Below are 25,790 nucleotides of genomic sequence, written 5' to 3' on the forward strand. Positions count from 1 at the left end.
AATGGAATATCGCGAATTAGGTCGCTCTGGAATTAAAGTGAGCGAAATTTGCTTGGGCACCATGACTTGGGGGCAGCAAAACACCCAAGACGAGGCCTTTGAGCAAATGGACTATGCTGTGTCGCAAGGCATTAATTTCTTTGATACCGCAGAAATGTACCCAGTGCCGCCCATTGCTGAAACTCAGGGACGCACAGAACAATATATAGGCGAATGGTTTAAGCAGGGCGGCAAGCGCAGCGATATAGTGCTGGCGACCAAGGCCGCTGGTCCTGGCCACGCCCATATTCGCGATGCCAAGCCGTTAAATCGCTCGGGAATTTTGGCGGCTTTTGAGGGCAATTTAGAGCGGCTGCAAACCGATTATGTCGATCTATATCAAATTCATTGGCCCAATCGAGCAACGAATTATTTCGGCAAGCTAGGCTATCAACATCGCGATGGCGAAGCTGAGCCAGCGATTCACGAAATATTAGAAACCCTAGCTGAGCTGGTTGATCGCGGGCAGGTGCGAGCGGTGGGCATCAGCAATGAAACTCCGTGGGGAGTAATGAGTTATCTGCGCTTGGCTGAACAATACGGTCTGCCCCGTGTGGCCAGTATTCAAAACCCCTATAGCCTGCTCAATCGTAGCTTTGAAATTGGTTTGGCAGAAATGGCTATTCGCGAGCATGTTGGCTTGCTAGCTTATTCGCCACTGGCGTTTGGTATGTTGAGTGGCAAATATCGCTATGGCGCCCGCCCAGCCGATGGCCGCATTACCTTGTTTGAACGTTTTCAGCGCTATAGTAATCCGCAGGCCGAAGCGGCTACCGAGGAGTATATTGCGCTGGCTGAGCAGCACGATTTATCAATCGCGCAAATGAGCTTGGCATTTATTAATCAGCAGCGTTTTGTGACCAGTAATATTATTGGCGCAACCACCATGGCTCAGCTTAAAGAGAATATTGCCAGCGTTGATCTGTGTTTGAATGAGGAGGTGCTGAAGGGTATTGCGGATATTCATCGGCGCATTGCTAATCCCGCGCCTTGATGTTTTGCTCCCCTATCTGTTAGCCAAAACTTACAGATAGGGGAGCGCTCACTCTCGCGTTTAAACTCGAGAGATACGGCTTAATACGGCTTTGAGATAGCGTGTTTCTGGAATCGCCGAGTGAACGGGGTGGTCCATACCCTGCATGCCTTCGGCGAGAATTTGGGCGTGACGATCAATATGTCTTGCCGAGGCGCGCACTAAATCCAGTAGCTCCTCGCGGGGCATGTGCATAGAGCAGGAGCCGGAGATGAGGAAGCCGCCATCATTGAGCAGGCGCATGGCCATCTCGTTAATGCGCCGATAAGCCAGAATGCCTTCTTTCTGATCTTTTTTGCGTTTGATAAATGCCGGTGGGTCAACAATGATCACGTCAAAGCGCTCGTCGGCTTCTTTGAGTGACTTTAAGGTGGTGAAGGCGTCGCCCTGTACGGTGCTGAGCTTGTCTGCTACGCCATTGAGTTCGGCATTTTTGTGGACCATGTCCAGCGCGCTTTCAGAAATATCGGCGCACCACACGTCGTCGGCGCCAAACACCGCGGCCTGCACTCCAAAGCTACCCACATAACTAAATACGTCGAGCACCCGTTTGCCAGGCACAATATTGCGTAGCCATTCGCGGTTGGGGCGCTGGTCGTAGAACCAACCAGTTTTTTGGCCGGCGGCGAGCGGCGCTAAAAAGCGCACGCCATTTTCAATCAGCTCAACTTCTTCTGGCACTTCGCCGTAGGCGGTGACCACTTCCAGCGGCAGGCCTTCGAGCTTGCGAACCGACGCATCATTGCGCAGGAGTATGGATGTGGGCTGCAACATGCGGACCAGAGCTTCAATAACAACATCGCGCATGGCGTCCATGCCGGCGGTATTGAGCTGTACACACAAGTGGTCGCCAAAGCGGTCAACCACAAGGCCTGGCAGCAAATCGCTTTCGCCATAAATGAGCCGGTAGCAGGGCTGGTCAAACAATTGCTCGCGCAGGGCGAGCGCCGATTTAATCCGCTTTTTAAGGGTGTTGAGGTCAACAGGACGTTCGTCGTTGGTCATCATGCGCGCGCAAATAAGCGACTGTGGATTGACATAGGCAACGCCCATAACTTTGCCCTGCTGGTTTTCAACCACCACTTGTTCGCCAGCGCTGAAGTTGCGCAGCGGCGTTGCGGTGGTGTCGACCTCGTTGCTGTAAATCCACAAATGGCCGCTGCGCAGGCGTTTGTCTTCATTTTTGGCGAGGCGTAGGCGTTGGAGGCTCATAGTGTATTCCTGGGCAGGGCGATGAATTCGGGGGGCATTATCGTCGATATCGGATGCGAGGTGAAACTTTTCAGGTATATGGGCTTTTCTGCGCTTGAATGAGCAAATTGCGGGGGCTGAGGGCGGGGCTGCAAAACTCGCTGAGCGTGCACTGGTAGCCATTTTCTTGCAGGAATAGCAGGCTGTCGAGTACGCAGCGTAATTCAAGTGCGCGGCGAAATGCCATGCGAACTAAGTCGATCGCTTCGGCGCGGTGCAGCTGTTGCCAACCGGCTTGTTCAGCGTCGGCCAACTCGGTCGGGAGTGTGATGCTAATGTTTTTTTTGTCGAGCAGAGCTTGGGCGAACTCACCAAAACTACGTTTGCTCCAGTGCTGCGGCAGGCTTGGCAATGGCGTGGTTTTGGCCATGCCGAGTTGGGGCAGTAGTTCGCGAAGACCTAAATGCCAAGCTTGCAGTGTTCTGCGGGCTTGGGTTTCACCGCTGCGCGCGGTATTGGTTTGCCGCACCGCGCTGCGTAAATCATGGTTGCTAATGCGCAGTGCAGAAGTTTGTAAGTGCTTAGATAAAACGAAGTAAGTGTCGTTAAAGCGATGGTAGCAACAGGGCGTTAAGCTGATTTGTGGGCAGTCGTGTGCTACGGCTAGTCTGACTAGGCGTTGGTGTAGGCCCCCGCAGGCGTGCAGGGCCACAAGGTGCTGTATTGGCGAAAGCTGCTGATGGACGTCGTCAGACAGCACGTCGCAGCAAATGATTTGGCGCAGCGGGGTATCGCTATTGGCGCGGGCATTGCCTGCGGCAACTAGCTGCGTATCGATTTCTAAGGCGGTGACAGGAAGCCGGTAGCGTTGGTTAATGGCCTCGCCTAAGTAGCCTTTGCCGGAGCACCATTCCAAGACGGGACGATACATGGTGGGCTGGGCGGCGATGAAGGCGGTGATTTGCTGCCACTTGCGACCGGGTACGCCGGTGGGCGGTTCTTGAGCGCTTGGGCTAGGAGGGGTGGACGCTAAGCTGATGAGTTCAAGGAGTTCGGCTGCGGGTTCAAAATACGGCTTTAAGGCCTTGAGCAGGGCTTGGTCGTGACCCTGTAAATAGAGTATGTCGGCCTCGCTTAGGCTTTGTAAATAATCGCGAAGCGAGTTGTGAACGTTGAGGTGTGGGGCAGCCGCGCCAGAATAGGCATTGAAACGCCACCACGGATGGTAGCGCAACAACAAAGTATCTAAGCGTGAGGCGCGGCTGGCGAAGTCCATAATATCCAATCGGGAAATTTTGCCATTATAGCGGGCTATATTGGCTTCGCACTTAAATTTAGCTTACTGGGTGAGATCGATTAGAAGGCTTTAGACCGGTGTCTTGATTCTGCAGATACAGTGTAAAGCAGGATTTTAAGGCTTGGCATTCAGCTAGAAAAGCGTCTTGCAATGCTTTTCGCTGCTGTGGCTCGCACTGTCTGCCGGCATGCTCGAGGGCGGCAGCACTCTGCTGTAAACGGCGGCCATGCAATTGCCCAGCGCTGCCCTTTATGGCATGTGCGATGTTAGTGATTTGGGCAATATCCTCATATTGCTCGGCCTGGGCAAAGTCACTCAATTGGGTGTCGAGCTGATTAATAAACATATCCAGTAACTTGCGCAGAGTGTCTTTGCGGCCCATCGCACTTTCTAGTGCTTTAGCCTCTACCCATACCTCAGGGCCGCTGCTGCTTGTGGTGTTCGTTTGGGCTTGTATCAGGGGTGTGGCTGGCGCTTGTTGGGCGGTATTGCTGGCACGCTCAAGGGGGGCGTTATTCAGCCACAAGGTAAGTTTTTCGTGCAGGTCGGCGGCCTCCATGGGCTTGCTGAGGTAGTCGTTCATTCCGGCGCTAATACATTTCTCCTTGTCACCGCTCATGGCGTTAGCGGTTAAGGCAATAATGGGAATTTTGCGATAGCTATTGCCTGCGCCGCCATTGCGAATTCGGCGACTCACCACATAGCCATCCATTTTGGGCATTTGGCAATCCATTAAAATTAATGAGTAAGGGGATTTTTTGTCGGTATTGCTCAGTATTTGTAGCGCCATAATGCCGTCGCTAGCGATGTCGACGGGAATGCCCAGTTCGTCGAGCATGCAGCGGCTGACTTCCTGGTTTATCGGGTTGTCTTCAACCAATAATATTTTGTGACCACTAAGTTCCGGTGCAGTGTGGTTACTGGTCGAGACTGCGGGTGGAATATTGTGGTTGGCATGGCTTATGGGCTGCCGTAGTAATTTGTCGGCGCTGGTTAAGGTTAGAGCGGCAATTAAGTTTTTACTGGCCAGCGGCTTTAGGTAGCGGGCATTGATATAGTGCTCATCCAACGGTTCGGCAGAGTTTTCGTAGCTACAGCCAAGTACCACTATGGCGGCGTTTTGAAATACGGGTTGCTGACGTAGGCGCGCAGCCACCTCGTTAGTGCTGCCGGAGGCAAGGTGTTCATCAAGTAAAACTAAGTCGCAGTGATTTAATGGTCCTGACTCGGCGGATAGTGCGGCAATGGCGCGGGTGTCATCACTAGCTTCAATTACGGTGGCGCCCCAGCTTTGCAGCTGGCGGCGGCAGCTGCGTCGGAATTCGGCATTACTGTCGATAATAGCGATGGTATGCCCTTTGAGTCGGGGCGCGGGCTCAGGCAATGTGGCGCTCGCCTTTAACTTAACAGTGAAACTAAAGGTGCTGCCTTCATTGAGGCTGCTATTGGCTTGAATGCTCCCGCCCATCAGTTCGCAAAGCTTGCTGCAAATAGATAGCCCCAAACCTGAGCCGCCGTATTTGCGGGTGGTGCTGCTGTCCATTTGTGAAAACGGCGAGAACAATTTACCGAGCTCAGTGTCGGCCACGCCAATGCCGCTATCAATAATTGCGCAACTCAGTATTAGGCCGTCGATTTCTTCGCGCAGGCTGGCGCGTAAAATCACCGCGCCGCGCTCGGTAAACTTAATGGCATTAGCCAGTAAATTAGTGATAATTTGCCGCAGCCTAGTGGGGTCGCCAATGACGAAACAGAGTGGAATAGCGCTGAGATCAACAATCAGTTGTAAGCCTTTTTCGTGGGCATTGTGAGCAAGGCTTTCCGCAAACTCATCAAGAGCGTGGTGCAAATCAAACTCAATAGCCTCTAACTGCAGTTTTCCCGCGTCAACTTTGGAAAAATCTAAAATATCATCGATCAGGCTAAGTAAAGAGCGCGCGCTGCTCTTGGCGATATGGACTTTATGGCCCTGATCTTGGCTAAGCGGCGTGTTCTCTAGGAGGTTTAACATACCGAGCACGCCGTTCATCGGGGTACGGATTTCGTGGCTCATTACCGCTAGAAACTCGCTTTTCGCGCGCACGGCGCCTTCGGCTTGCTCTTTGGCCACAATCAGTTCGTCGCGTGCTTTGCGGCGGCTATCAATGTCCTGAACGGATCCATATAGGCGCACACAGGTTTTATTACTAAACTCCGCTTGGCCGGTTATATGTATCCACGTTTCGCGCCCGGTTGCGGTGATCACCTTTAATTCATCGCTGAACGGGATGCCTTTGCTGATCGCTTCTTTAACTGACAGATTGAAACGGCTGAGGTCTTGCTGGCTGCTGGCAAAAGTGTGTATTAATGCAGTCTCGGGAATAAAGCTGTCGTCGGCGCGGAAAATTTTACGGGTCATTTGCGACCAGTAAAGTTTATTGTTTTTTACAATATATTCCCAAGCGCCAACTCTTGCTTGCGCGCCCATAGAGCGCATCAGGGACTCTTGGCGTTGCACAATATCGCTGGCTTTTTTCTGTGCCGAGATGTCTTCAATAATTGACCAAACAAAAGACTGACCGCTGTTGTCTTGAATCAGTACACCATGTAACTGGACTGGGAATTTACTGCCGTCTTTGCGGATATATTCCCGCTCATAAGGGCCGTAGCGACCAGTTTTTTGCAGTGCCCTGAGCTGGTATTGCTCTACGCCTTCAGGGTTGCTGGCGGTAATTTGCCAGTAATTTAAGTCGTTAAAGTCCTCTCTGGAATAACCCGTGCTATTGAGCAGGGCATCGTTGACTTGCAAGAACTTGCCGGTTCTAAAGTCGCTTAGTGCGATACCGATGGGGGCGGTATCAAACAGGCTGTGCAGCAGTAAATTATGACGTTGGCGGCGGCTAAATAAACGAAACACAGTGATAAATAGAGCATAGATACCAGTGCTAGCGAGGCCTACTGCAATGCGTACGGAGCCGGCATTATCAGCCTTGAGCGGCCAGCCGTGTTTGGGAACCCCAGCCAGCTCCCATGCTTCGTTAGAGGGCAGTGAAACGGCTGTAATAACTGGCCGCGCCGCGGCAGTGAAGGCTGCAGAGTTACCCAAAAAAGGCGTGGTTTTGCTGTCGGTCTCGGGGCTTAACTTGCGGATTGCAATGTTAATAGGCAAGTCGCTAGCGTACAGACCAACGGCGGCGTACAGCTGGTGTAGATCAATTACTGCTGAAATACTGCCCCACAGTAGCTCGGAGCCGTTAGCTTGAGGTACAAATACAGGGATGCGGGCGATGATTCCCTGCCCACCCTGAATTAAAGTAAAGGGGCCGGAGAGTACAACTTTACCGCTTTCTCTGGCGCGAACTAAATCTTCGAGTTGATCGGGGCGGTCTTTAAAGTCGAAGTTAAGGACTTTTTTGTTACCTTCCAATGGGTATACAAATTTAATCTTTAAGTTCTGGGTGGCGGTAATATTATTGAGTTGCACGCTGCCATCGAGCAGTGGCGCGGCAAATAAGGCGAAACCGGCTGCGTCGATATTGGGATTGGCTCTTACGGCCGAGACCATGCCTTTAGAGGTTTGTAAGTTGGCGAGAACGAGACCTTCCAGTTTACTCGCGGTTAAGTTGAGCTGATTCTGCATATTTTCGCGGAACAGCCATTTGTAGTTCTTGTTATTCAGGTAGTCGATGTAAAGGCTGCCGGCCAATAGAATTACCGCTGCGACTATTAGCGCTGTGTGCTGTAGCCATTTGAATCGTGCGAACTGCCGGTTATGGAATTGATCCACTGCACTGGATTCAGTGTCGAGATGACTCTTCTTGGGCGACTTGCGCGGCATAGCTTAGGTCTCTTCTGCCTTCTGATGTGCCTAGATTGGGCGTAATAACGTGCTTCATCATAGATTGTTGGTGGCGATGACCATATTCGTACTTCCCCTAGGTCTTTTCTTGGGTAATAGGGCAGTGTTCATTACAAGGTATTCGTTTGATAATAGCTGTCATATGTTTGTTGAGGTGTGGCTGTAATGACAGTGTGGGTAGACGCGGATGCGTGTCCGGTAGTGATTAGAGATATTTTATTCCGCGCGGCAGAGCGTACCGGGATAACACTGACCTTGATTGCCAATCAAACCCTGCGGGTGCCCCCCGTGGCGAATATCACCTCAGTGCAGGTGAGTAGCGGTTTTGATGTGGCTGACAATGAAATTGTGCGTCGCGCGGAGTCTGGTGACTTGGTGATTACCAGTGACATCCCCCTTGCCGCGGAAGTGATTGAAAAAGGCGCGCTGGCGCTGACTCCGCGCGGCGAGCTGTTTAATAAAGACAATATTCGCGCCAAGCTGAATATGCGTGACTTTATGGACACGATGCGCTCCTCTGGCGTGCACAGTGGTGGCGCGGCGCCCTTTGCGCAGCAAGACAAGCAGGCATTTGCCAATCAATTAGATCGCTATTTAAGCCGATTGCGAAGCTAATATGCAGAATCTTAGATTGGCTCTGCTTAGCTGTATCCTCTGGTTTTCTGGTTTTTTACAGGCCGATACCGTGCGGGTGGCCTTGGCATCTAATTTTTCGGCGCCGATGCGAGAGATTGCCCGCTTATTCGAACTGGAAAGTGGTCATCAAGTTGATATGGTGGTGTCTTCCTCGGGTAAGATTTTTGCGCAAATACGCTACGGTGCGCCCTTCGACGTATTTTTGTCGGCAGATGCGAGCAAGCCTACCGCGCTGGTTGCAAAGGGCTTGGCGGTGGCTGATTCCCAATTTAGTTATGCGATTGGTAGATTAGTGCTGTGGTCGCGCAAGGCTGCCTTAATTGACAATAGCCCCGCTATTTTACGCAGCGGCCAGTTTGATAAATTGGCCTTGGCCAACCCCCTGCACGCGCCCTACGGCGAGGCGGCCGTCGAGGTTTTGAGCCAATTGGGGCTTTATGAGGCCTTGGCGGGAAAAATAGTAAGGGGCGAAAATATTGCCCAGACTTTCCAGTTTATTGGCACTGGTAATGCCGAACTAGGTTTTGTGGCGCTGTCACAGCTTCGCGACAGTCGCCAAGTGGAAATTGGCTCCCAGTGGCTGGTGCCAGCGACAATGCACTCGCCTATTCGTCAAGATGCAGTGCTATTAACAACGTCGGCAAATAAGGCTGCCGCGCTTGAGTTTATGCAGTTTTTACAGAGTGGGCCTATCCGCGAGCTGATTAGCGCGAGCGGCTATTTGCTGGCCGACTAACGTTGTGTACTGCTTACGGTATTAGCTGCGCAGCGGTTCAATAAAACAGCCGTACTCTTTGTCTAGCTCTACACTGAAGCGATATTGATTATTCATCACCTTAACCGTGTAGCGCTGGAACTGGGGCTGGGCGGCGATGGCGCTGATATCGGTTTTGACGCCGAGTGGAATGCTTAACTTGCTGTCGAGCAGCGAGTTGTACTTGCTGATCTTCACCTTGCCGCCGCGCAGGGCTTCGCTAAAACAATCTAATACGCGTTCAAATTCGGCGATCTCACCATCGGCACTGGCGTCAATATGCTGGCCGTTATACTTAAAGCGTCGGCCCTCCTGACTGCTGCACTGCATGGCGCCGCTTGCCGATTTATCTGCTTGGGGCGTACAGCGCACCACCCGATAATATCGAAAGTGCTCGTCTTCTTCATGTGGGGCAAGAGTCAAACTCCACAGCGCGCCGGGCCCTGCGCTGCACTTTTCTACCGGTTGTTTAACGGCGTTTGCGCTGTAGCTGTCTAGTAGGTGAGTGATGGCACTCTTTAACAGGGCCTCTGAGTAAACTTCACTGTCTTCACAGGAGGAGGAGGCCATGGCGATGGAGGGTAGGTTGAATAGGAATATACAGATTAACAGTGCGCGCATAATAAACTCAGCGAGAAAGGTCCTTGCCAGTTGCAGAATTGACCCTTAAAAAATGACGACGAAACAGGCCTAATATTATCAAGAATAGGCAGGCAAGCCCAACTGCGGCGGGAAATAGTAGTGTGGTCAGCGAATAACTGGCCAGTGCCAATATCACCAAGCCATTGCGCAGCGCGAACAAGCCGAAAAATGTCAGGCTTTCGGCTTAGGGCTGGTGGTAAGCCTTGCGCAGGGTTGGGGCAAAGCCGAGCAGGTCGACGATGGTGAGCACGATGACCGCAAATACGGCGTCGGCGCTAAAATACCATAGGGGCAGCGACGACAGCGCCGCGCCAAAGAACAGCCAGTCGCTACGGGTGATATTGGTATCGCCGCGCCGTTGATACGCAAGCAGAGCAATATAAAGGGTGATGGTGCCAGACACGCCGATGGGCCACGCGCCGCTGCCACCCTTGGCATCGAGCTGGGCAAAAAACACAATGACGGTGGTGATACCCCAGATTACCCACGAGAATACGTGGGCTTGGGTGGTGCCGCGGTGAATGCCGCGAATATAAGGCGCAAAGCAAATAAACGTGAGGGCAATGGCAGCGAGTGCAAAAAGGTCTTTTAGGCTCATGGCGATGACTAGGGCAGTGATTCCGTTCACATTGGCTGGAAATTTCCCAGCCAATGTTACCTAGCGATTTTGATCGATCTTAGCGATCAGGCAACACAATATTTAATTCTAATACTGAACAATTGCCATTGTTGTCTAATTGCACTTCTACCTGATCTTGGTCTACGTCAACGTATTTGCGAATCACGTCGAGCAGCTCCTGCTGTAATTTTGGCAGGTAATCGGGCTGGCTGCGTTGATTGCGCTCGTGGGCGACAATAATTTGCAGGCGCTCTTTGGCAATCGACGCCGTGGCTTTTTTACTGTTGCGGAAGTAGTCGAATATGCTCATGCGCTCCTCCGGAACAGTCGCTGAAATAGGCCTTTTTGTTCAACGCTCATGAAGCGGTGTTCCACTTCTTCGCCCAGAATACGCGCTACGGCGTCGGAGTAGGCTTGGCCAGCGGGGCTCTCGGTGTCGTGAATCACCGGTATGCCTTGGTTAGATGCCTTGAGTACGGTTTCTGATTCTGGGATAACGCCCAGTAATTTGGTGGCCAGAATTTCTTCTACGTCTTTAACGCCGAGCATCTCGCCCTTTTCAACGCGCTCGGGGTTGTAGCGGGTGAGGAGTAAGCATTCTTCGACGCGCTCACCTTGCTCGGCGCGGCGGGATTTGCTTTGCAGAATACCCAGAATACGATCTGAGTCCCTTACCGAAGATACTTCGGGATTGGCGACGACGATGGCCATATCGGCAAAATACATAGCCATAAATGCGCCGTGCTCAATACCGGCGGGTGAATCGCAAATAATGTATTCAAAACCGTCGTCGGCCAGCTCTTGGAGAACGCGCTCAACGCCGTCGATGGTGAGGGCGTCTTTGTCGCGGGTTTGCGAGGCGGGCAGAATATAGAGATTCTCGGCGCGTTTGTCTTTAATCAGGGCCTGACGCAGCTTGGCTTCGCCATTGATGACATTGACAAAGTCATACACCACGCGGCGCTCGCAATTCATAATAATGTCGAGGTTGCGCAGACCAATATCAAAATCGATAACCGCGGTTTTATGGCCGCGCATAGCGATGCCGCTACTGATCGCGGCGCTGGTCGTGGTCTTACCCACACCGCCTTTTCCTGAGGTAACTACTATTATCTTGGCCAAGGGTCTAATCCTTTTAAGGGCATAATGAATGTGTGGTTTGGCATTAAACGAGCGGCGTAATACTCAGCGTTTGCTCGTCTAGGCCGACTTGAACCGGCATTTTCCAATGTTCTTTGCGCAAATCTTCGTCCACCTTGAAGGTGCCGGCAATCGAGACCAGCTCGGCCTCAAGGCTTTGGCAAAAAATACGCGCACTACTATCACCTTTAACGCCGGCGAGGGCGCGGCCGCGCAGGGCGCCATAAACATGAATATTGCCATCGGCCAGTACCTCTGCCCCCGCTGACACCGCCGCCATAATAATCAGGTCGCCGCCCGGAGCGTAAACTTGCTGGCCGGAACGAATTGGTGTGGTGATGATTTTACTGGGGCTGTGGTTGATTTCAACGTGGTCAGTGGGGCTCAATTCCAGTTGGCAGGGTTCGGCCTGCTCAGTTTCAGTTTGATTAACGGCGTTGGTACTGGATTCAGTTTGCTCGCTTGGCTCTGTTTGCTGCTCAATCTGGATATCTGGCGCCGGTTTAACTCGACTCGCGGGCATAATCGCCAAGCTTAGGGCTTTTGCTTGCTGTTCAAGGCTCTCGACCCCGCTGCGCAGTGCCACTGGCAATAGCCCCTGGCTGCGGCATATGGCCAGAATGTCGGCTAGGGGCAGGGTGTCTATGTCCCCGGCAAAATCATCAAAACTCAGTACCACCGGAGTTTGCTTAAAAAAGCCCGGCGCGGCGGCGGCCTTTTCGCGCAGTTGCTGCTCAAAATCCACCGCGTCAAAGCGGCTGATTTCCAATAGTGTGAGGGGGAATAAGCCGCCCTTCAAACGAAAGGTGGCGGTGGTGACTTGATTATCGCTGGTTTCCGACTTTAAACGTGGCAATCTGCTTTCCTAGGTGTGGCTAAATCCCCAGATCGCGTGAGCTGCGTCTTGGAGTAGGCTTAGGGTATTCAAGATTTCAGGCCCTTAGAGTAAGGCATCGCTAGGATTGTTCAACTGTTTTTATAGGTTTAGCGCCGACTTGTTGGTACTTCGCTGATTTTAGCGAGAATTCTGTGGGTGGACATGGCTATATACAGAATAATCTCGCGGCTGGCGCTGTTCAGCGCGTCTGGTAGGGTGGCTTAGTCATCGTCGTTTCTGTACTACTGCAAGCGGCGAATAAGTACCTGCTAATTTTTTTGCAGATTCCGCGACGGAATTTACGTTCAGTTACGTTTAAGTCCATGAGTACAAATTAAGGGTAACGGAGAAGTTTCTCCGCCCGTTTTCAAGGAAACACGATGAACAGCAAATACATGACTCTCGCCGCAATCGCATTGTTTTTAGCTGCTGGTTGCGCCATGGCCCGTCCACCGCAGTTTGACACCATGGATGCCGATGGCAACGGCAGCGTCACCCGCGCCGAAGCTGAAAAAATGATTATTGGTCACGCTGAAATGATTGACGCCAACAACGACGGCATTATCACCGAGGCGGAAATGCAAACTGAGCAAAGTCGTCATAAGGATAAGCGGCCGCCGCGCCCAAATGACGCACCCGCGCAAATTAGCGGCGACGTGCAACTGGCTGAGTTTGTTGCACATCGGCTTGATAGGCTTATGCAGCACGACCAAAATGGCGATGGCGAGTTAAGCGCGCAAGAATTAGCGCCACCTAATGGCCGCGGAGGACCCGGCGGCCCGAGATAAGATCGTAAATCGTGACAAACTGTGAGGATGACCTACTCGTAAGCCGAGCTGGCAAAGGCGAGCACGCCGCCTTCGAGGTTTTGGTGAACCGGCATCTCGATGCTGTGCTCGGCTTTGCCGAGCGCATGATCGGGACGCGCGCTGACGCCGAAGATATTGCCCAAGATACCTTTGCCAAAGCTTGGCAGCAGGCGCGGCGCTGGAAACCGGGGCAGGCGCAATATCGTACATGGTTGTTTCAGCTTGCGATGAATCTTATTCGAGATCGCTGGCGCAAGCAGCGACCCAGCGAGCCTTTGGATGACACCATTGCGGATACCCAAGCCACGCCAGATAGCCAGCTGCAATCTGCTGCGCAGGCCGCGCGGGTAAACGCGGCACTGCAACAACTGCCGGAGCGACAGCGAGCAGCCATTATTCTCAACCACTACCACGGGCTGGGTAATATCGAAACGGCATTGGCGATGGACGCCAGCGTCGAGTCGGTGGAGTCCTTGCTTGGCCGCGCCCGCCGCAGCCTACGTCAATCTCTTAATAGCGAGCGCGTCTAATTGGAATCGACCTTATGAGTACAGATACAGAACTCGATAACTTACTAAACGCTTACCGCGTAGCGCCGGCGAGTGCCGCGCTACGGCAGCGAATTGTGCAAAACGCGAGCAGGCCATCGCCCTGGGCGGAGCTGCTAGCGGCGATCGGCGGCTGGCGAATCGCCGGACCGGCGCTGGCAGCCAGTTTGATGTTTGGTGTCGTCAGTCAGCTTTGGTGGACTCAGTCCGTTTCCCATAGCGTTGCTGAGGACAGCGTTTGGACTTTGGCTATGTTAAACACCACGCAGGAGTGGGCTAATGAATAAGGAACGAAATTGGGGTATCGCGCTTGGCGCATCCTTAATCGTCAACGTGTTCTGTTTGTCAGCACTGTTAACCGGTTGGTTGGCGCCGCCACCACCCATGCACGGTGGTGGCCCGCCACCGCCACCCGAGGCGCGCATACTTTTTGAGAAAATTGCACCTCATCGGCAGCCCGGTTTTCGTCAGTCGATGGACGCGATTCACCAGCAGCGTCAAGCGGTGGGGCGGGCCTTCGCCGCTGAACCCTTTAACGCCGAACAACTCGCTGGCGCCCTTGCCGCACTTCGCCATGCGGAATCCGCTGGCGCGGAATTAGCCCATCAACGTATCGTCGAGGTCGCGGCGACATTGACTAGCGAGGAGCGCCGCCAGCTCGAACCGTTTGTGGGGCATCGGCCGGGCAAGCCTCCCGGGCCGCGGCCACCCAGATAGTATTTACCTGAAACAATTGTTTAGCGTGCTTAACATTCAGAGATTCAAGCTATGAAGATAAAAAGGCACCTTTTGCCTGTAGCAATACTGACCCCAAGTCTGCTTGTGGCCTGCGGGGGCGGTGGCGGTGGCGGAGGCGCCACCGCCACCAGTAGCGACGACAGTAGCAGTATTGTCGGCGCGAGTGGCTATAACAGCGCACTTTTTAGTTCGGATTTAATTAGCGAAAGCCAAGTTAGCTGTACGCTAGAAAACGGCGCCACGACCACATGTTATCAACTGCGCTTTGCTGCCAATGGCGCGGGTAGCAGTGAAGGTAATAACACCATTGGCCCCTTCTGTCCGGAGAATATCGAGGTAGCACGAAAGGATGCTGGCCTCGGCATATACGACGGCCCCAGTAACCCGGGTTTTCAATCCCTCGTTGACGCTGTGCAGAATATGGACGCCGACGGTTACGACATCGTTGATGACAATGGCAACGTGAATACGGTGGGTGGCGGCCCAGGTAGCAGTGCCTGTTTGGAAATGCCCATGGACACCGGCCTAGAAGTCACCTACCTCGTGCCAGTAACACCGCAAGTAAGAAGTGCGCCCTACCAGATATCTACGATAGAAAGTATCGGCTTCGGTGTGACGGGGGTTCCCTACAAAGGACATCCGCCGGGGGTGACGGTGGCGGAAGCGGGCGTCAATGGCTCCGGCAGCGGCAGTATTCCCGCTCTGGACCATTGCGGTGGCCATGTCGATCCGGCGGGCTACTATCATTGGCACTTTGTTCCCCAGTCGATGAATACGGTACTTAGCGCAGACCAATACCGGTATCAGCAAGACAATGAAATAAGCTGCAGCAATGCCATTATTGCCTATGACCAGCCGTCGTCGTTTGCCGGTTTAGCTAAAGACGGCTTCCCCATCTACGGCGCCTACGACGCGGTTGATAACGTAGACACACCGCCGAACGAGCTGGCAGTCGTCGACGAATGCAATGGGCATAGTCATGCGACTACAGAGTTTTCCGAAGGCATTTATCACTATCATGCTTTAGCTGGCGGCGCCCCTAATGTACCGACCTGCTTACGGGGAAGCTTTGTGCAACGAGATTTTTCCATCCAGTAATGAAACGATTCACCTAGGTCTCTTGACCACTTTGAAAGCCGCTTGCTTCTATTTTGGAGCGGCTTTCTTTTTTAAACAGGCCCCATGAAACATTATTTCCGTATTTTAATTTTGCTCCTTATTGCTAGCCTTAGCGGCCTAATTCAGGCCCACGACCAGCACTTGGCCACTGTCCATATTCGGCGTAGCGACGCCGGTCGCTGGCTATTCGAGCTCATGACACCGCTACCTGCCTTAGACCAAGCCATGCGGGCTTCCCTTCCCGAGGCCCAGCGCAATATGCTAGCCGGTAGCACAGCCTACAAAGAGGCCGTTGTCGCCTATGTCAAAAAAGGCTTTGCGGTTTCCGTCAGCGGGCGCAGCAAGGCTGATCAAGTGGTCAATGCGCTTCCCCTGAGCCTTGGGCAAGGACGTTTGCGCTTAGACGAGCACGTCTCAACACTGCAGTTTGAAATAAAGGGCATGCCCGCCGCAGTAGAGCAGCTTGAATTTAGTTTGGCCTATATGGCGGACAATCCTCGCCAGAACAATTTTGTACGGCTTATTGATGGCGACCGGAGCAAGCGCTACATTCTTAATGTTCAAAATAATTTTTCAGGCAAAGACAGCGAATTCTTCGCCGCTAAAAAATAATTGGTATTTTTTCGACGGAATTTGGCGACTGCGACGTTTAAACCTAAGAGAACTGCTCACGAAGGCTAATCACTTCAGGAAACCGCCGAATGACACGTCGTTACCACACTAAAGATTTTCTCAATCCGCGCTTGTTTGTCGGCGCGACGCTTAGCACTCTGCTTGTTGCCTGTGGTGGTGGCAGTAGCGGTAGCGGCAATGATGCGACGACCGCGATTAGCGAAGCCGATAATCACGCGGTGGACACCTCCCGATTTATGGAAGACGCCGTAGTCTCAATTGAAACCGTGAGCTGTACGCTCTCCGATGGCAGTGCCAGCAGCTGCTACGAAATCACCTTGAATGGCTTTCCCGCAGATAGAAGCAGCTTGGGGCCTTTCTGCCCAGAAACAACGAGCACAGGCGCCAATGACGCCGGTACCTGGTTTGAGGATGGGGTGCTTTATGATCTCACCGGCGCCTTTGTCGCTGACCTCGCCAATTTTTATAACGACGACAATTGGCAGTTGTTTAATGCGCAAACCGGCGACGTTTATATAACGAATACCCAGGCGGCCTGCGAGGCCGCAGCGCAGCCCAATGTGCCCGCAAATTACAACAATTACTGCGTACAGTGTGATATTTCTTATTACAGCGATGAACCTTTAAAGGGTATTGCGGTGACCTATTTAATTCCCGCAACGCCACAGCCTCGAGACGCGCCCGGCGCTATTGACCGAGGTGGTGTCGGCGCCGCCTTTAACGGGGTGAAACTCGATGCGGCCGCACCGACAGATGCGATTTTAGGGGCTTATACGATTGCCGCTTTCGATGAGTGCGTTGGCCATATCAACCCCCATGCCGGCTATCACTATCACGGTGCCAACCACGGCGACGGTGACTGCCCGGCAATCGATTTTGAAACTGACGGCCACGGCGGCGCTTTTGGCTACGCCTTAGACGGCTACGCTATTTACGCGATGGCTGACAGTGCTGGCAATGAATCTACCGACCTTGATAGCTGCCGCGGTCATAGCGATGAGACGCGCGGCTACCACTACCACACTGCGAGCGCTGGCGAGAATGCCTTTATAGGTTGCTTTACTGGTGAGACTGCACGATGAACTCACGTAATTACAGAAAGCGCCGCCTAGGGCTTGCCGCGACAGTGGGGTATTTGCTTATTGTCAGCCCCGCTTATGCACATGAGAATCACAACGAGGCGCCATGGGCGGCTTGTGAGGCGAAACAGCAGAATTCATCCTGCGAATTTAGCGATGGCCATGGCGATTTGTATCGGGGCAGCTGTCAGGTTTTTAGCGACAGTCTAATGTGTGTTCGGAATCAGCCTATCGTGCGGGCAGACGTGCCGGCAAGTAAGACGACTAAGTCGGATCCGACACCCTTAGCCAGATAAAAAGCCAAATTTTTTAGCAGTTCAACTGTGTGTTTATCAGTGGAGTAGATGAAATGGTCAACTCAATTGCGGCAAGCGGCATGTCTATGCCACCGCCGCCGCGTATGCAATCAGCCGCCTCATTAACTGAGGATCAAACCCAGCTTATTAACGACACGCTGAGTCAGTTTGATGCGGAAAATATTACCGAGACTGATGCAAAATCGATTGTGTCGATTTTTCAGGAGACGGGAATTCAGCCCGGCAAATCCCTCGCTGACGCAATGGACGCAGCGGGCTTCGATGCCAAAGCGCTTGGCGACCTAGCAAGACCTCAGGGGCCGCCGCCTAGCGGGCCGCAGAGTCAAAGTGGCGGTATTAATCTCAGTGACGATGCTCTGAAAGAGCTCTACACATTATTAGATGAATACTATTCTGAAAACGCGTCGGCTAGCGATAAATCTGGTTTAGAAAATTCGATTCAAGAATTATTGGGATCGGCCTCAAGTATTTTCAGCGCTAAAGCCTAAGAGCCGTTTCTAGTCATTTTGCCTGCGTTAAGCGTAGGCCCACTCCCTAAGTAAGTTGTGGTAGAGCGCCGATAGGCGCCGCACCTCTTCGTCGTCACTGCCCAGTTTTATTGTTAAAGCCTGAATGCTTTGATCCAGCTCAAACAGTTGCTGGCGTTGCTGATGGCTGCGGATCAGACTTTGCACCCAAAAAAACGCGGCAAGGCGTTGGCCCTTTGGCACTGGTTTAACTTCGTGCAGGCAGTTGGCGGGGTAGAGGATCATATCCCCAGCGTCGAGTTTAATTTCTTGCAGGCAGCCGCCGATCTCAACGCAGAGTTCGCCGCCCTCGTAGTCTTGGGCTTGGGACAGGAATAAGGTCGCAGACAGATCGCTGCGCAGACTGCTACCGTCGGCGCAGCGCATAATCGCGCTGTCGATATGCTGACCGTAGTGGCCGTCATTTTGGTAGCAATTAAATTTGGGAGGATAAATTTTGTCAGGCAGCGCGGCGCTGATGAACAGCGGGTGCTGGCTTAGTTTGGCGCTGAGGTTTGTTGCCAAACTGCGGGCTGCTGCACTGCTGTCATCTAACTGCAAATTGGTTTTGAGTGGCGCGGCAAGTTGGCCAGCGCTGCGGGCGCCGTCTTGCCAGTTGGCGCCGTCGAGGGTTTGGCGAAAATGCGCTAACTCGCTCGCGCTCAGAAATTGATTAATAACCGTGAGCATAGTGGTCCTTAGCCGGAGGTAAAAAGACAGTCGCGATTTATGTCGTCAATGTGCGGGCAACCACAGAGGGCCATGGTGATTTCCAATTCCTCTTTGAGTAAACGTAACATATGGGCAACGCCAAGCGCACCAGCAACCGCCAAGGAAAACGCTTGGGGGCGGCCAATGAGTACCGCGTTGGCGCCCAGCGCAATGGATTTAATGATGTCGCTGCCGCGGCGAATACCGCTGTCTAATAAAATCGGGAAATCACTGCCCAGCGCATCGCGAATGGCAGGCAGAGCGTCGATGCTGGCGGGTAGGCCGTCTAGGCAGCGACCGCCGTGATTAGACACAATAATGCCGTCCATACCCATGTCGGCAAGCTGCACGGCGTCGTCGGGGTTGATTACGCCTTTAATAATGATGGGGAGTTGGGTCTGTTGCTTTAGCCACGCGAGGTCTTGCCACTGGGGCGCCAGCGCCATGAGTTGCTGGAGAATGGCATTTTGTCCTGCTAACTTTTGTGCTGGCGAAATATTCACCGCTTCAATTTCTGGTGGTATTTGGAAGCCTGCGCGCTGGGGGCGATTGCGCAGGCCGCTCAGTGGCGCATCGACGGTGACGACGATCGCCGAATAGCCTGCGGCTTCAGCCCGCGCAATTAGAATCGATGTGTCGGCGCGCTGGGGCTGAAAATACAGTTGGAACCATTTCGGCGCATCGGTTTGCGCGGCAATGTCTTCGAGGCTGGCGGTGGCCAGTGTGCTCACCACCATGGCGGTGTCCATGGCATCTGCCGCTATTGCGGTGGCGAGTTCGCCACTGGCGTGGCAGAGCTGTTGATAGCCCAGTGGCGCCAGTAAAAAGGGGTGGGCCAAATTGTGGCCGAGCAAGGTGGTTTGGGTTGACGCGCTGCTGAAGTCGCGCAGCAAGCGCGGCTTTAATTCAATATTGGCAAAGGCGCTGCGATTGCGATGAAGGGTGTGCTCGTCGGCAACGCCTGCGGCAATGTATTCGTAAATATCGTGGGTGAGAAATTCTTTAGCGTAACGCTGGTAGTCATCAAGGCAGACAATATCTGCGGGGATATTTTGCAAGGGCGGGGTGTATTTCATCACTGTATTCCGTAATGGATAAGCGCGCTGTGCTCATACTCTATGAGCACAGCGCAGGGCGAGCTTAGAACTCGTAGTCCACGCTGAGGTGGGCGTTGCGGGCTTCGCCAATATAGGTGAAGGCACCACTGCGGTAGGCCGCAAGGTAGTAGTCTTCATCGGTGACATTGCCAATGTTAACCCGCGCTTTAAGCTGCTCGCTAAACTGGTAGCTGGCAAAGGCGTCGAACACGGTATAGCTCGGCACTTCGTAAGAGTACTCGCCCGTTGTACTGCTAAACCCAGCAGCAGAGTCGGGCTGACCAGCGTACAGTTCGCTAGAGTAAGTCAGGGTGCCGCCAAAAGAAAATTTGGGGCTGGCTTGGTAGCGCAATTGCAGAAACACGCTGTCGTCGGCGAAGTTACTCAGCACCTTGCCTTCGGAGTCGGTATTATAAGATTCGAGAATTTCCGATTCCATAAAGCTGGCGCCGAACTGAGTGCTGAGTTTGCTGCTGATATTGCCAACCAAGGAAAACTCAATGCCTTGTACGCGGTTTTTACCGGTGTTCAAGGTGCCGAGGGTGGCATAGTCGTCGCCGACGCTTTCCATAACATCACTTTTGGTGATTTGGAAAATTGCTGCGGTGGCCAAGAGCTTGTCATTGAGAATATTCCATTTGGTGCCCAGCTCAATATTGGCGGTCATTTCCGGTTCGCTGTTAGCGGCCTGTTCTGGGTCGCCACACAATCCACCATAACCACAGTTACCGCCGACATCAGATTCACCGCCGTTAATATTGGCCGAGGTGCTGTAAGTTAGGTAGACATTGGCGTCGTCATTAATTTGGTATACCGCGCCAATATGGCCATTCCACAGACTGTCGGAATACTTGTAGTTTAAAATGGTACCGCGGCTATCAACGGTATTGTCGTAGTCGAAATCATCCAAGCGAATGCCGGTGAACAAAGACCAGTCTTCACTCAGCTCAATGGTGTCCATCAACGACAGCGAGATAGTTTCAATATTGTAGTCTGAGTCTTGCGCGCCCTTAGTAATGCTGCGACCCATTATGGTATTGATGTTGCTGGGGGTATTGCCATTGGCATCGGTGGTGCAATAGCCGGGACCTGCGCCGCCGCGACCGCTCACAATACAATTGCTGGTGCCGTTATTACTGACGTTGTATACGCCGTTTACGACATTGTGTTTAGACAGCTCAACACCAAAGACCAGCTGGTTTTTCTTGCCAGCAATCTCCATGTCTTTAAAGAAATTAAACTGGTTAACAAGGTATTCTACTTCTTGCCAGCCTTGGTGGGTGCTTAATGACGCGGTTGCCGCGCCGGGAGCGTCGGGGTCGGTGGCGTCGCGATTGGTGCCCCGCGCGCCGGTGGTCACGTACCCATTGTCGGTGGTGCCGTAGCGCAGGGCGTTTTCAATACGGCTGCTATCGCTAATGTCGTATTTGGCGCGCAGGGTCGCGACGCTGACAGTGGATTTTAGAAAATCCTGATCTTGTAAATAGACTGGAAAATCGTCAACCGGTTTGCCGCCACCGGACACGATGTAGGTGCCTAAATCTGGGCTGTCTTCAGCATTGAGGTAGTAGACATCGCCGAGTAATTGCAGCTTTTCTGTGGCCTTAAACAGGCCGGAGACGGCAAAGCCGCGCCGGCTTTTATCCGCAGGCTCGCGGTCGGGTACGTCTTTAAAGGAATAGAGTAAATTGACACGCAGCGCGATATCGTCGCTGACGGAGTTATTGCTGTCGAGGCTCAGGCGCTGGTAATTATCAGTGCCAATACCGCCGCTAACTTTATTAAAGTCGTATTCGGTACTCGCCTGCTTGGTAATACTATTTACCGCACCGCCGGTAGAGCCGCGGCCAGCAAAAGTAGAGCTTGGTCCCTTGGTGATCTCGACTTGCTCGGTGGCAAAGCTTTCGCGAGTGGTCATGCCGGGGTCGCGAAGGCCATCGACAAAGACATCGCTGCGGGCTTCATGGCCGCGAATAATATAGCGGTCACCAAAGGCATTGCCGTTCTCACCGGTGCCAAGGGTAATACCAGGCTGAGCAGCTAATACATCACGCAAATCTGATTTACCCGATTCCTGAATCTGGGTTTGGGTCAGTACGTTGATCGTTTGTGGGGTGTCGGCCAAATCTTTTACATGGCGGCTGTCACCAGAAACTTTTGCTTTGTAGGGGGCGCCCGCTTCGGTGTAGGGGTTGGTGTCGAGGGTGCGCTCCTCAATTTTTAGCGTATCGAGCACAAAGGCATCTTCACTTTGCGCGAAGCTGGCGCTGCCCATCAGCAGTGTGGGAATACCTAGCGCTAGGGCGCTGGCTCTGGGCTTGAAGCGCGTCGTCGTCAGCTTAGCCGGTTTTAGTGTGGTTTTCCGTGTCATGTTTAATCCTCGTGGAAGTCATTGGTGATTAGGGAGTACTCAATAGGTATTACGAGATGGATCTCTTCTTTTTTTATACTTGCAGGTAGTGGCGGCAGCGGTGAGGCGTCGGCGAGCATTTGCAGCGCCGCGTCGTCGAGGGCGCCATGGCCAGAACTGGTTTTAATTGATGCGGCAAAAATTTCACCGCTGCGGCGGATGCCGAATTTCAGTGTCACCACCCCTTGGGTTTTGCGCTTTTTAAGCTCAGGCGGGTAGGTTTTGTAGTGACTGAGCTGCGCCATTACTCGGCTAAAATAGTGGCTGCTGTCTCCTTGCTTGCCGCCGGCGCTGCGCTGCTTGCCCGAGCCGCTGGCGCGAACCATGGCTTTTGTTGAGGTGTCGGGACTCGTGTTTTGGTGAACAGTAGCCTCAGGCTTAGCTGTTTCTGCCTTGGCTTGGCGGCTCGCTGAAGCGTCGACGGCGCTTTGATAGCCGTGTACTGTTGCCTCGGCTGTTACTTGCGCCGTGGGCGCACTGATACTTGTCGCGATTTTTTCCGGCAATTGCGCAGCTTTTTCTGCGGGTTTTACTTGCGGCTTGGTCGGCGGTTTAGCTGGTGCGGGCTTGGGCTTTAATTTAGGCGCGGGCTGATGTTTAGGCTTGGGCGCTGGGCTAGGCTCGGGCACGACCTTACTCTGCGCGATGTGTTTGGCGACGTCGGCATAAGAACCACTCATGCCGAGGCCAATCTCTAATCCGTCTCTGCCCTCGGCGTCGGCGCCAATAAGCGGTGTTGGGCGCGGTGACTGCTCGGCGAGGTAAAGCAGCGAGGCGTGTACGCCAACTGCAAATACAAAGGCAATGATCCATGGGAGCTGGCGCATTAGTCTTGGCCACCGTTGCGGGTGTGCAAGTTAATGCTGAGCTGCGGGTAGTTAGCCATCGCGCCTAGCGCGAGGTGTAATTGCGCCGCGCTCAGGTTTTGGTCTGCATACAGCGAAACCTGTGTTGGCTCTGCGCTTGGCAGCTGGCTAAAAAACTCGCCCAGTGCTTGTGGGCTGATCGCCTGCGATGCAGCCGCTGTTTGATGAAGAAATATTTCGCCTTGCTGGTTAATAATGATTTTGATGGCTTGGCTATTCTCGACCTTGCTCTGGCTGCTACTGGGCAGCTGCACCGCGCCGCTTTGCGCGGTTTTAAATTGCCCCGCGACCATGAAAAAAATCAGCAGTAAAAAAACAATATTAATCAAAGGGATTAAATTTTCGTCGCCGCTCGTTTTCTTTGGCGCGGGCAAAAGGTTTCTATTCATCGCGCTTGCTTGCCTCTGGTAGCGGCTCGCCCAAGCTGACGTGCATAAAACCGGCAGACCTTAATTGCTCTAACAGGCTAACAATGTCCTGTACCCGCAATTCAGGGGCGGGTAACAGGTTTACGGCTTGCTCAGGGCTGGCAAGGGTATTGAGCTCCGCTAAGCTGCCGAGCTTGGTCAACGAGGTATTGAAATAGGCGAAGCTGCCGTCCTCGTAGGCCAGTAGTAATTGCGGTACGGCCGCGTTGCTTGACGCTGAAACTGCCTGCGATTTTTTTAGCTCGATGCTTTGCTCTTTGGTAAAAGTGGAGGTCAGCATAAAAAACATTAATAGAATAAAGACCACATCAATTAAGGCGGTGAGGCTAACGGCATTTTTACGTCGCGGCGTGCCCAGCGACGGCGCGCTTGTTAAAGAGAGTGCTGCGCTCACGCCAGTTCACTCGCTTCTTTGGCTGCCGAGTGAGCTGGGCCTTTAACTTGACTATTGGTTTGGCTATTCAGAGTAAAGGCGTATTCGATAGTATTTTGAATAGACTGGATCTGGCGTTCAGTGCAGCGTTCTAGCCAGCTGTGCAACACCGATATCGGAATTGCCACAATCAAACCTGCGGCGGTGGTGAGTAGCGCCTGCCAAATACCGCCAGAGAGAATCGCGGGGTTCACGTGCTCACCTGCCGCTTCCATGGCGCGAAAGGCCTCGATCATGCCCAGTACCGTACCGAGTAGGCCGAGCAGCGGGGCGAGGGTGGCGATCACCTCTAAAATGCGGAGATGGCTGCTGAGCTGCTCGGCTTGCAGACGCGCACCCCGGTAAGCTTCATCGCGGGTCTGCTGCAAGCTGAGGTATTTATTGCTAAACAACTGTAGGCAACGGCTCAACGCCTTAGCGCTGGGGTTTTGATGACCGTTGATTAGCATTAAGGCCTCGGGCTTTCTGCCTTCTTCAAGCAGTTTAAATGCCCGTGGTGCGGCGGTGTCATTGAGTTTTAGTTGGCCAAATAGCTGCCACACTTTATAGCTGGCCACGGTTAAGCCGAGGAGTGAAAAGAGTGACAGCAGCCAAATAACGGGACCGCCGGTGATAAGGAGTTGCAACATAGTAGGCTCGAGTGTATTTAATAGTAATCGTAATGAGAACGGTTATCATTAAGATGTAAATAGGCTTGCTTGTCAATCTTCTTGCTGAATATTTATGCCATCGCGCTTTGGTGGGGAATTTGATCGCAATTGAGGATTAAGCGACTTTGGGCGGGTAAACGAGAATGAGAATTAGAATGGGAATGGCGCTGTTATGCCCTTAGAATGAAGTTTCTAGGGGGGCAACCTTGCTCTATGTGAATTTAGGCCCTGCGCCAAATGCCCAATCCATCGAGTAAGAAGTTTAAGTCACGGCCAACGCGGAATTCATAGGCTGACAATCCGACCAGACGTCCCTGTTTGGTAAAAAGCGGTCGGTCAAAAATCCCGAGCTAGATGAAAGCCAGCAGGTTTTTCTACAGCCTCAACTCTTTAAATCAACCGACCGAAAAGCGCCTAGCGGTTTTCGGGTTGGGTGTATTTTTTGTTAGGTGATTACACGACCACACGCTGTGAAGTTCCTTTGAATTTGGCAACCATTCTGGCTAACGCTTCTGACCGCTCAGAGGAGTAGACGTACCGTGCTGCTGAAAGTGTTGTTCGCTTATTAATGTTTTTTGTATCAGCTTTATCGAGCTGCACTGATGTGCAGTCTAGCAGCCTGTATTGGCTCGGCGTTCGTTTAGCTGAAGGGGATAAAATGAGAAGAAGATCCTTTCTAAGTGGGAGTGTGACCTCAGCAAGCGGATGCATAGGCCCAAGGTAATGACCGACCTCCGCTCTATATTCCTCCGGTGCTTGGAAATAGATTGGATTATCAGACGTGACAAAAGTCATACCCTTCGCTGGTACTGCAAAATGCCACTCCTTTGCCAATAGTGTAGCTGAGCCTTTAGTTGCCATATTGATCATGGGCTCCAAGCTTACAAATTGTTCGATATTAATTTTAATCCCACCACGCTCATATAGTTCTTCGATTTCTTTTGGGAGCGTTTTTTCCTCTTTGTCTTTTTCAACAATGTGACCGAGGGTTATCTCTACGACCTTGCGATACATTTCCTCTATGCCTTCACGGAAGTTCGGTACCCTAAAGAGCTGAATAGCCGCGAAAAAGCTCAGAATAACGCGCTCGTCATCAGTTAATAGCACCTTTTTCCCTGTGCCTGGGAACAAGATTTTCTTAATAATTCTTGGCGCCTTATCTTCTATCTCGTGAAAAGCGTTCTCCATTGACTCGTGATCTATGGTTCCGTCTACACGTTTCTGCGCATAGTACTGATGCTCAGAACATATTTCACGTACCCCCTGTGTCAGGCTAGTTGTCGCTTCTAATTTTCAGTTAGAGGCAGTAAATGATGAAAGCAAGATTTACCCAATCGTTCAAAATTCAAGCAGTGAAGAAGGCCTTCAGTCGCAGCAGCG

The 25,790-nt window shown here is 52.6% G+C and carries 28 protein-coding genes; 12 read left to right on the top strand and 16 right to left on the bottom strand.

Annotated elements, in window-relative coordinates; all coding sequences use genetic code 11:
* The first annotated feature begins 1 nt into the window (after position 1).
* Positions 2 to 1,033: an NADP(H)-dependent aldo-keto reductase gene (locus AB4876_RS07890; RefSeq protein WP_368381101.1), complete on the top strand. Its 1,032-nt coding sequence runs from the start codon at positions 2 to 4 to the stop codon at positions 1,031 to 1,033.
* A gap of 60 nt (positions 1,034 to 1,093) precedes the next feature.
* Here AB4876_RS07890 and AB4876_RS07895 read toward each other — a convergent pair whose 3' ends face one another.
* From AB4876_RS07895 to AB4876_RS07905, 3 genes are all read right to left on the bottom strand, one after another.
* A complete protein-coding gene (locus AB4876_RS07895) occupies positions 1,094 to 2,284 on the bottom strand; it encodes a class I SAM-dependent rRNA methyltransferase (protein ID WP_368381102.1) in 1,191 nt (396 codons plus the stop codon).
* 70 nt (positions 2,285 to 2,354) lie between these two features.
* Positions 2,355 to 3,539: a methyltransferase gene (locus tag AB4876_RS07900; RefSeq protein ID WP_368381103.1), complete on the bottom strand. Its 1,185-nt coding sequence runs from the start codon at positions 3,537 to 3,539 to the stop codon at positions 2,355 to 2,357.
* Between the two features lie 58 nt (positions 3,540 to 3,597).
* Complete coding sequence (locus AB4876_RS07905) at positions 3,598 to 7,377, bottom strand: response regulator (RefSeq protein ID WP_368381104.1); 3,780 nt, start codon at positions 7,375 to 7,377, stop codon at positions 3,598 to 3,600.
* A 186-nt stretch (positions 7,378 to 7,563) separates the two neighbouring features.
* On the opposite strand from AB4876_RS07905, the gene AB4876_RS07910 reads away from it, so the two are divergent.
* Together AB4876_RS07910 and modA are read left to right on the top strand one after the other, a co-directional pair.
* A complete protein-coding gene (locus AB4876_RS07910; protein ID WP_368381105.1) occupies positions 7,564 to 8,013 on the top strand; it encodes a YaiI/YqxD family protein in 450 nt (149 codons plus the stop codon).
* A 1-nt stretch (position 8,014) separates the two neighbouring features.
* Positions 8,015 to 8,770: a molybdate ABC transporter substrate-binding protein gene (gene modA / locus AB4876_RS07915; RefSeq protein ID WP_368381106.1), complete on the top strand. Its 756-nt coding sequence runs from the start codon at positions 8,015 to 8,017 to the stop codon at positions 8,768 to 8,770.
* A gap of 21 nt (positions 8,771 to 8,791) precedes the next feature.
* Here modA and AB4876_RS07920 read toward each other — a convergent pair whose 3' ends face one another.
* From AB4876_RS07920 to minC, 5 genes are all read right to left on the bottom strand, one after another.
* Positions 8,792 to 9,409, bottom strand: coding sequence for a hypothetical protein (locus AB4876_RS07920; protein ID WP_368381107.1), 618 nt, complete (start codon positions 9,407 to 9,409; stop codon positions 8,792 to 8,794).
* A gap of 205 nt (positions 9,410 to 9,614) precedes the next feature.
* Entirely contained in the window at positions 9,615 to 10,058 is a 444-nt protein-coding gene (locus AB4876_RS07925) for a hypothetical protein (protein WP_368381108.1), read from the bottom strand.
* Positions 10,059 to 10,107: 49 nt separating this feature from the next.
* A complete protein-coding gene (gene minE / locus AB4876_RS07930; RefSeq protein ID WP_008252201.1) occupies positions 10,108 to 10,359 on the bottom strand; it encodes a cell division topological specificity factor MinE in 252 nt (83 codons plus the stop codon).
* A complete protein-coding gene (gene minD, locus AB4876_RS07935) occupies positions 10,356 to 11,171 on the bottom strand; it encodes a septum site-determining protein MinD (protein WP_368381109.1) in 816 nt (271 codons plus the stop codon). Before minD ends, minE begins: the two co-directional genes overlap by 4 nt.
* Before the next feature lie 43 nt (positions 11,172 to 11,214).
* Entirely contained in the window at positions 11,215 to 12,045 is an 831-nt protein-coding gene (minC, locus tag AB4876_RS07940) for a septum site-determining protein MinC (protein WP_368381110.1), read from the bottom strand.
* Between the two features lie 401 nt (positions 12,046 to 12,446).
* Here minC and AB4876_RS07945 point away from each other — a divergent pair, with 401 nt between their 5' ends.
* The 9 genes from AB4876_RS07945 (at position 12,447) to AB4876_RS07985 (ending at position 17,797) form a co-directional block, all read left to right on the top strand.
* The gene (locus AB4876_RS07945; protein WP_301028329.1) at positions 12,447 to 12,854 is read left to right on the top strand and encodes an EF-hand domain-containing protein; all 408 of its coding nucleotides are present in this window, start codon (positions 12,447 to 12,449) and stop codon (positions 12,852 to 12,854) included.
* An 11-nt stretch (positions 12,855 to 12,865) separates the two neighbouring features.
* The gene (locus AB4876_RS07950) at positions 12,866 to 13,405 is read left to right on the top strand and encodes a sigma-70 family RNA polymerase sigma factor (protein WP_301028330.1); all 540 of its coding nucleotides are present in this window, start codon (positions 12,866 to 12,868) and stop codon (positions 13,403 to 13,405) included.
* 14 nt (positions 13,406 to 13,419) lie between these two features.
* On the top strand, positions 13,420 to 13,710 hold the full coding sequence (locus tag AB4876_RS07955) for a hypothetical protein (protein WP_301028331.1): 291 nt from the start codon (positions 13,420 to 13,422) through the stop codon (positions 13,708 to 13,710).
* Entirely contained in the window at positions 13,703 to 14,140 is a 438-nt protein-coding gene (locus AB4876_RS07960; RefSeq protein WP_301028332.1) for a periplasmic heavy metal sensor, read from the top strand. The genes AB4876_RS07955 and AB4876_RS07960 overlap by 8 nt, the downstream gene beginning before the upstream one ends.
* Before the next feature lie 72 nt (positions 14,141 to 14,212).
* On the top strand, positions 14,213 to 15,259 hold the full coding sequence (locus AB4876_RS07965) for a YHYH protein (protein ID WP_301028333.1): 1,047 nt from the start codon (positions 14,213 to 14,215) through the stop codon (positions 15,257 to 15,259).
* 84 nt (positions 15,260 to 15,343) lie between these two features.
* Positions 15,344 to 15,892: a hypothetical protein gene (locus AB4876_RS07970; RefSeq protein WP_301028335.1), complete on the top strand. Its 549-nt coding sequence runs from the start codon at positions 15,344 to 15,346 to the stop codon at positions 15,890 to 15,892.
* Between the two features lie 89 nt (positions 15,893 to 15,981).
* On the top strand, positions 15,982 to 16,995 hold the full coding sequence (locus AB4876_RS07975) for a YHYH protein (protein WP_301028336.1): 1,014 nt from the start codon (positions 15,982 to 15,984) through the stop codon (positions 16,993 to 16,995).
* Positions 16,992 to 17,288: a hypothetical protein gene (locus tag AB4876_RS07980; protein WP_368381112.1), complete on the top strand. Its 297-nt coding sequence runs from the start codon at positions 16,992 to 16,994 to the stop codon at positions 17,286 to 17,288. The genes AB4876_RS07975 and AB4876_RS07980 overlap by 4 nt, the downstream gene beginning before the upstream one ends.
* 53 nt (positions 17,289 to 17,341) lie before the next feature.
* Entirely contained in the window at positions 17,342 to 17,797 is a 456-nt protein-coding gene (locus AB4876_RS07985; protein ID WP_368381113.1) for a hypothetical protein, read from the top strand.
* A 27-nt stretch (positions 17,798 to 17,824) separates the two neighbouring features.
* On the opposite strand, the gene AB4876_RS07990 is transcribed toward AB4876_RS07985, so the two are convergent.
* From AB4876_RS07990 to AB4876_RS08025, 8 genes are all read right to left on the bottom strand, one after another.
* Positions 17,825 to 18,505, bottom strand: a complete 681-nt coding sequence (locus AB4876_RS07990; protein ID WP_368381114.1) for a Fe2+-dependent dioxygenase — start codon at positions 18,503 to 18,505, stop codon at positions 17,825 to 17,827.
* A gap of 8 nt (positions 18,506 to 18,513) precedes the next feature.
* A complete protein-coding gene (locus AB4876_RS07995) occupies positions 18,514 to 19,602 on the bottom strand; it encodes an alpha-hydroxy acid oxidase (RefSeq protein ID WP_368381115.1) in 1,089 nt (362 codons plus the stop codon).
* 64 nt (positions 19,603 to 19,666) lie between these two features.
* On the bottom strand, positions 19,667 to 21,994 hold the full coding sequence (locus AB4876_RS08000) for a TonB-dependent receptor (RefSeq protein ID WP_368381116.1): 2,328 nt from the start codon (positions 21,992 to 21,994) through the stop codon (positions 19,667 to 19,669).
* 2 nt (positions 21,995 to 21,996) lie between these two features.
* On the bottom strand, positions 21,997 to 22,860 hold the full coding sequence (locus AB4876_RS08005) for an energy transducer TonB (protein ID WP_368381118.1): 864 nt from the start codon (positions 22,858 to 22,860) through the stop codon (positions 21,997 to 21,999).
* Positions 22,860 to 23,288 carry an ExbD/TolR family protein gene (locus AB4876_RS08010; protein ID WP_368381119.1) on the bottom strand — a complete coding sequence of 143 codons (429 nt, stop codon included), beginning with the start codon at positions 23,286 to 23,288 and terminating at the stop codon, positions 22,860 to 22,862. The genes AB4876_RS08005 and AB4876_RS08010 overlap by 1 nt, the downstream gene beginning before the upstream one ends.
* Positions 23,281 to 23,721 carry an ExbD/TolR family protein gene (locus AB4876_RS08015; protein ID WP_368381120.1) on the bottom strand — a complete coding sequence of 147 codons (441 nt, stop codon included), beginning with the start codon at positions 23,719 to 23,721 and terminating at the stop codon, positions 23,281 to 23,283. The genes AB4876_RS08010 and AB4876_RS08015 overlap by 8 nt, the downstream gene beginning before the upstream one ends.
* Positions 23,718 to 24,389 carry a MotA/TolQ/ExbB proton channel family protein gene (locus AB4876_RS08020; RefSeq protein WP_368381121.1) on the bottom strand — a complete coding sequence of 224 codons (672 nt, stop codon included), beginning with the start codon at positions 24,387 to 24,389 and terminating at the stop codon, positions 23,718 to 23,720. The genes AB4876_RS08015 and AB4876_RS08020 overlap by 4 nt, the downstream gene beginning before the upstream one ends.
* Before the next feature lie 474 nt (positions 24,390 to 24,863).
* The gene (locus tag AB4876_RS08025; protein ID WP_368381126.1) at positions 24,864 to 25,682 is read right to left on the bottom strand and encodes a DUF4238 domain-containing protein; all 819 of its coding nucleotides are present in this window, start codon (positions 25,680 to 25,682) and stop codon (positions 24,864 to 24,866) included.
* Positions 25,683 to 25,790 lie beyond the last annotated feature (108 nt).

Origin of the sequence: Zhongshania guokunii, assembly GCF_040892635.1 — a bacterium.
In the GTDB taxonomy this organism is placed as follows: Bacteria; Pseudomonadota; Gammaproteobacteria; order Pseudomonadales; family Spongiibacteraceae; genus Spongiibacter; species Spongiibacter guokunii.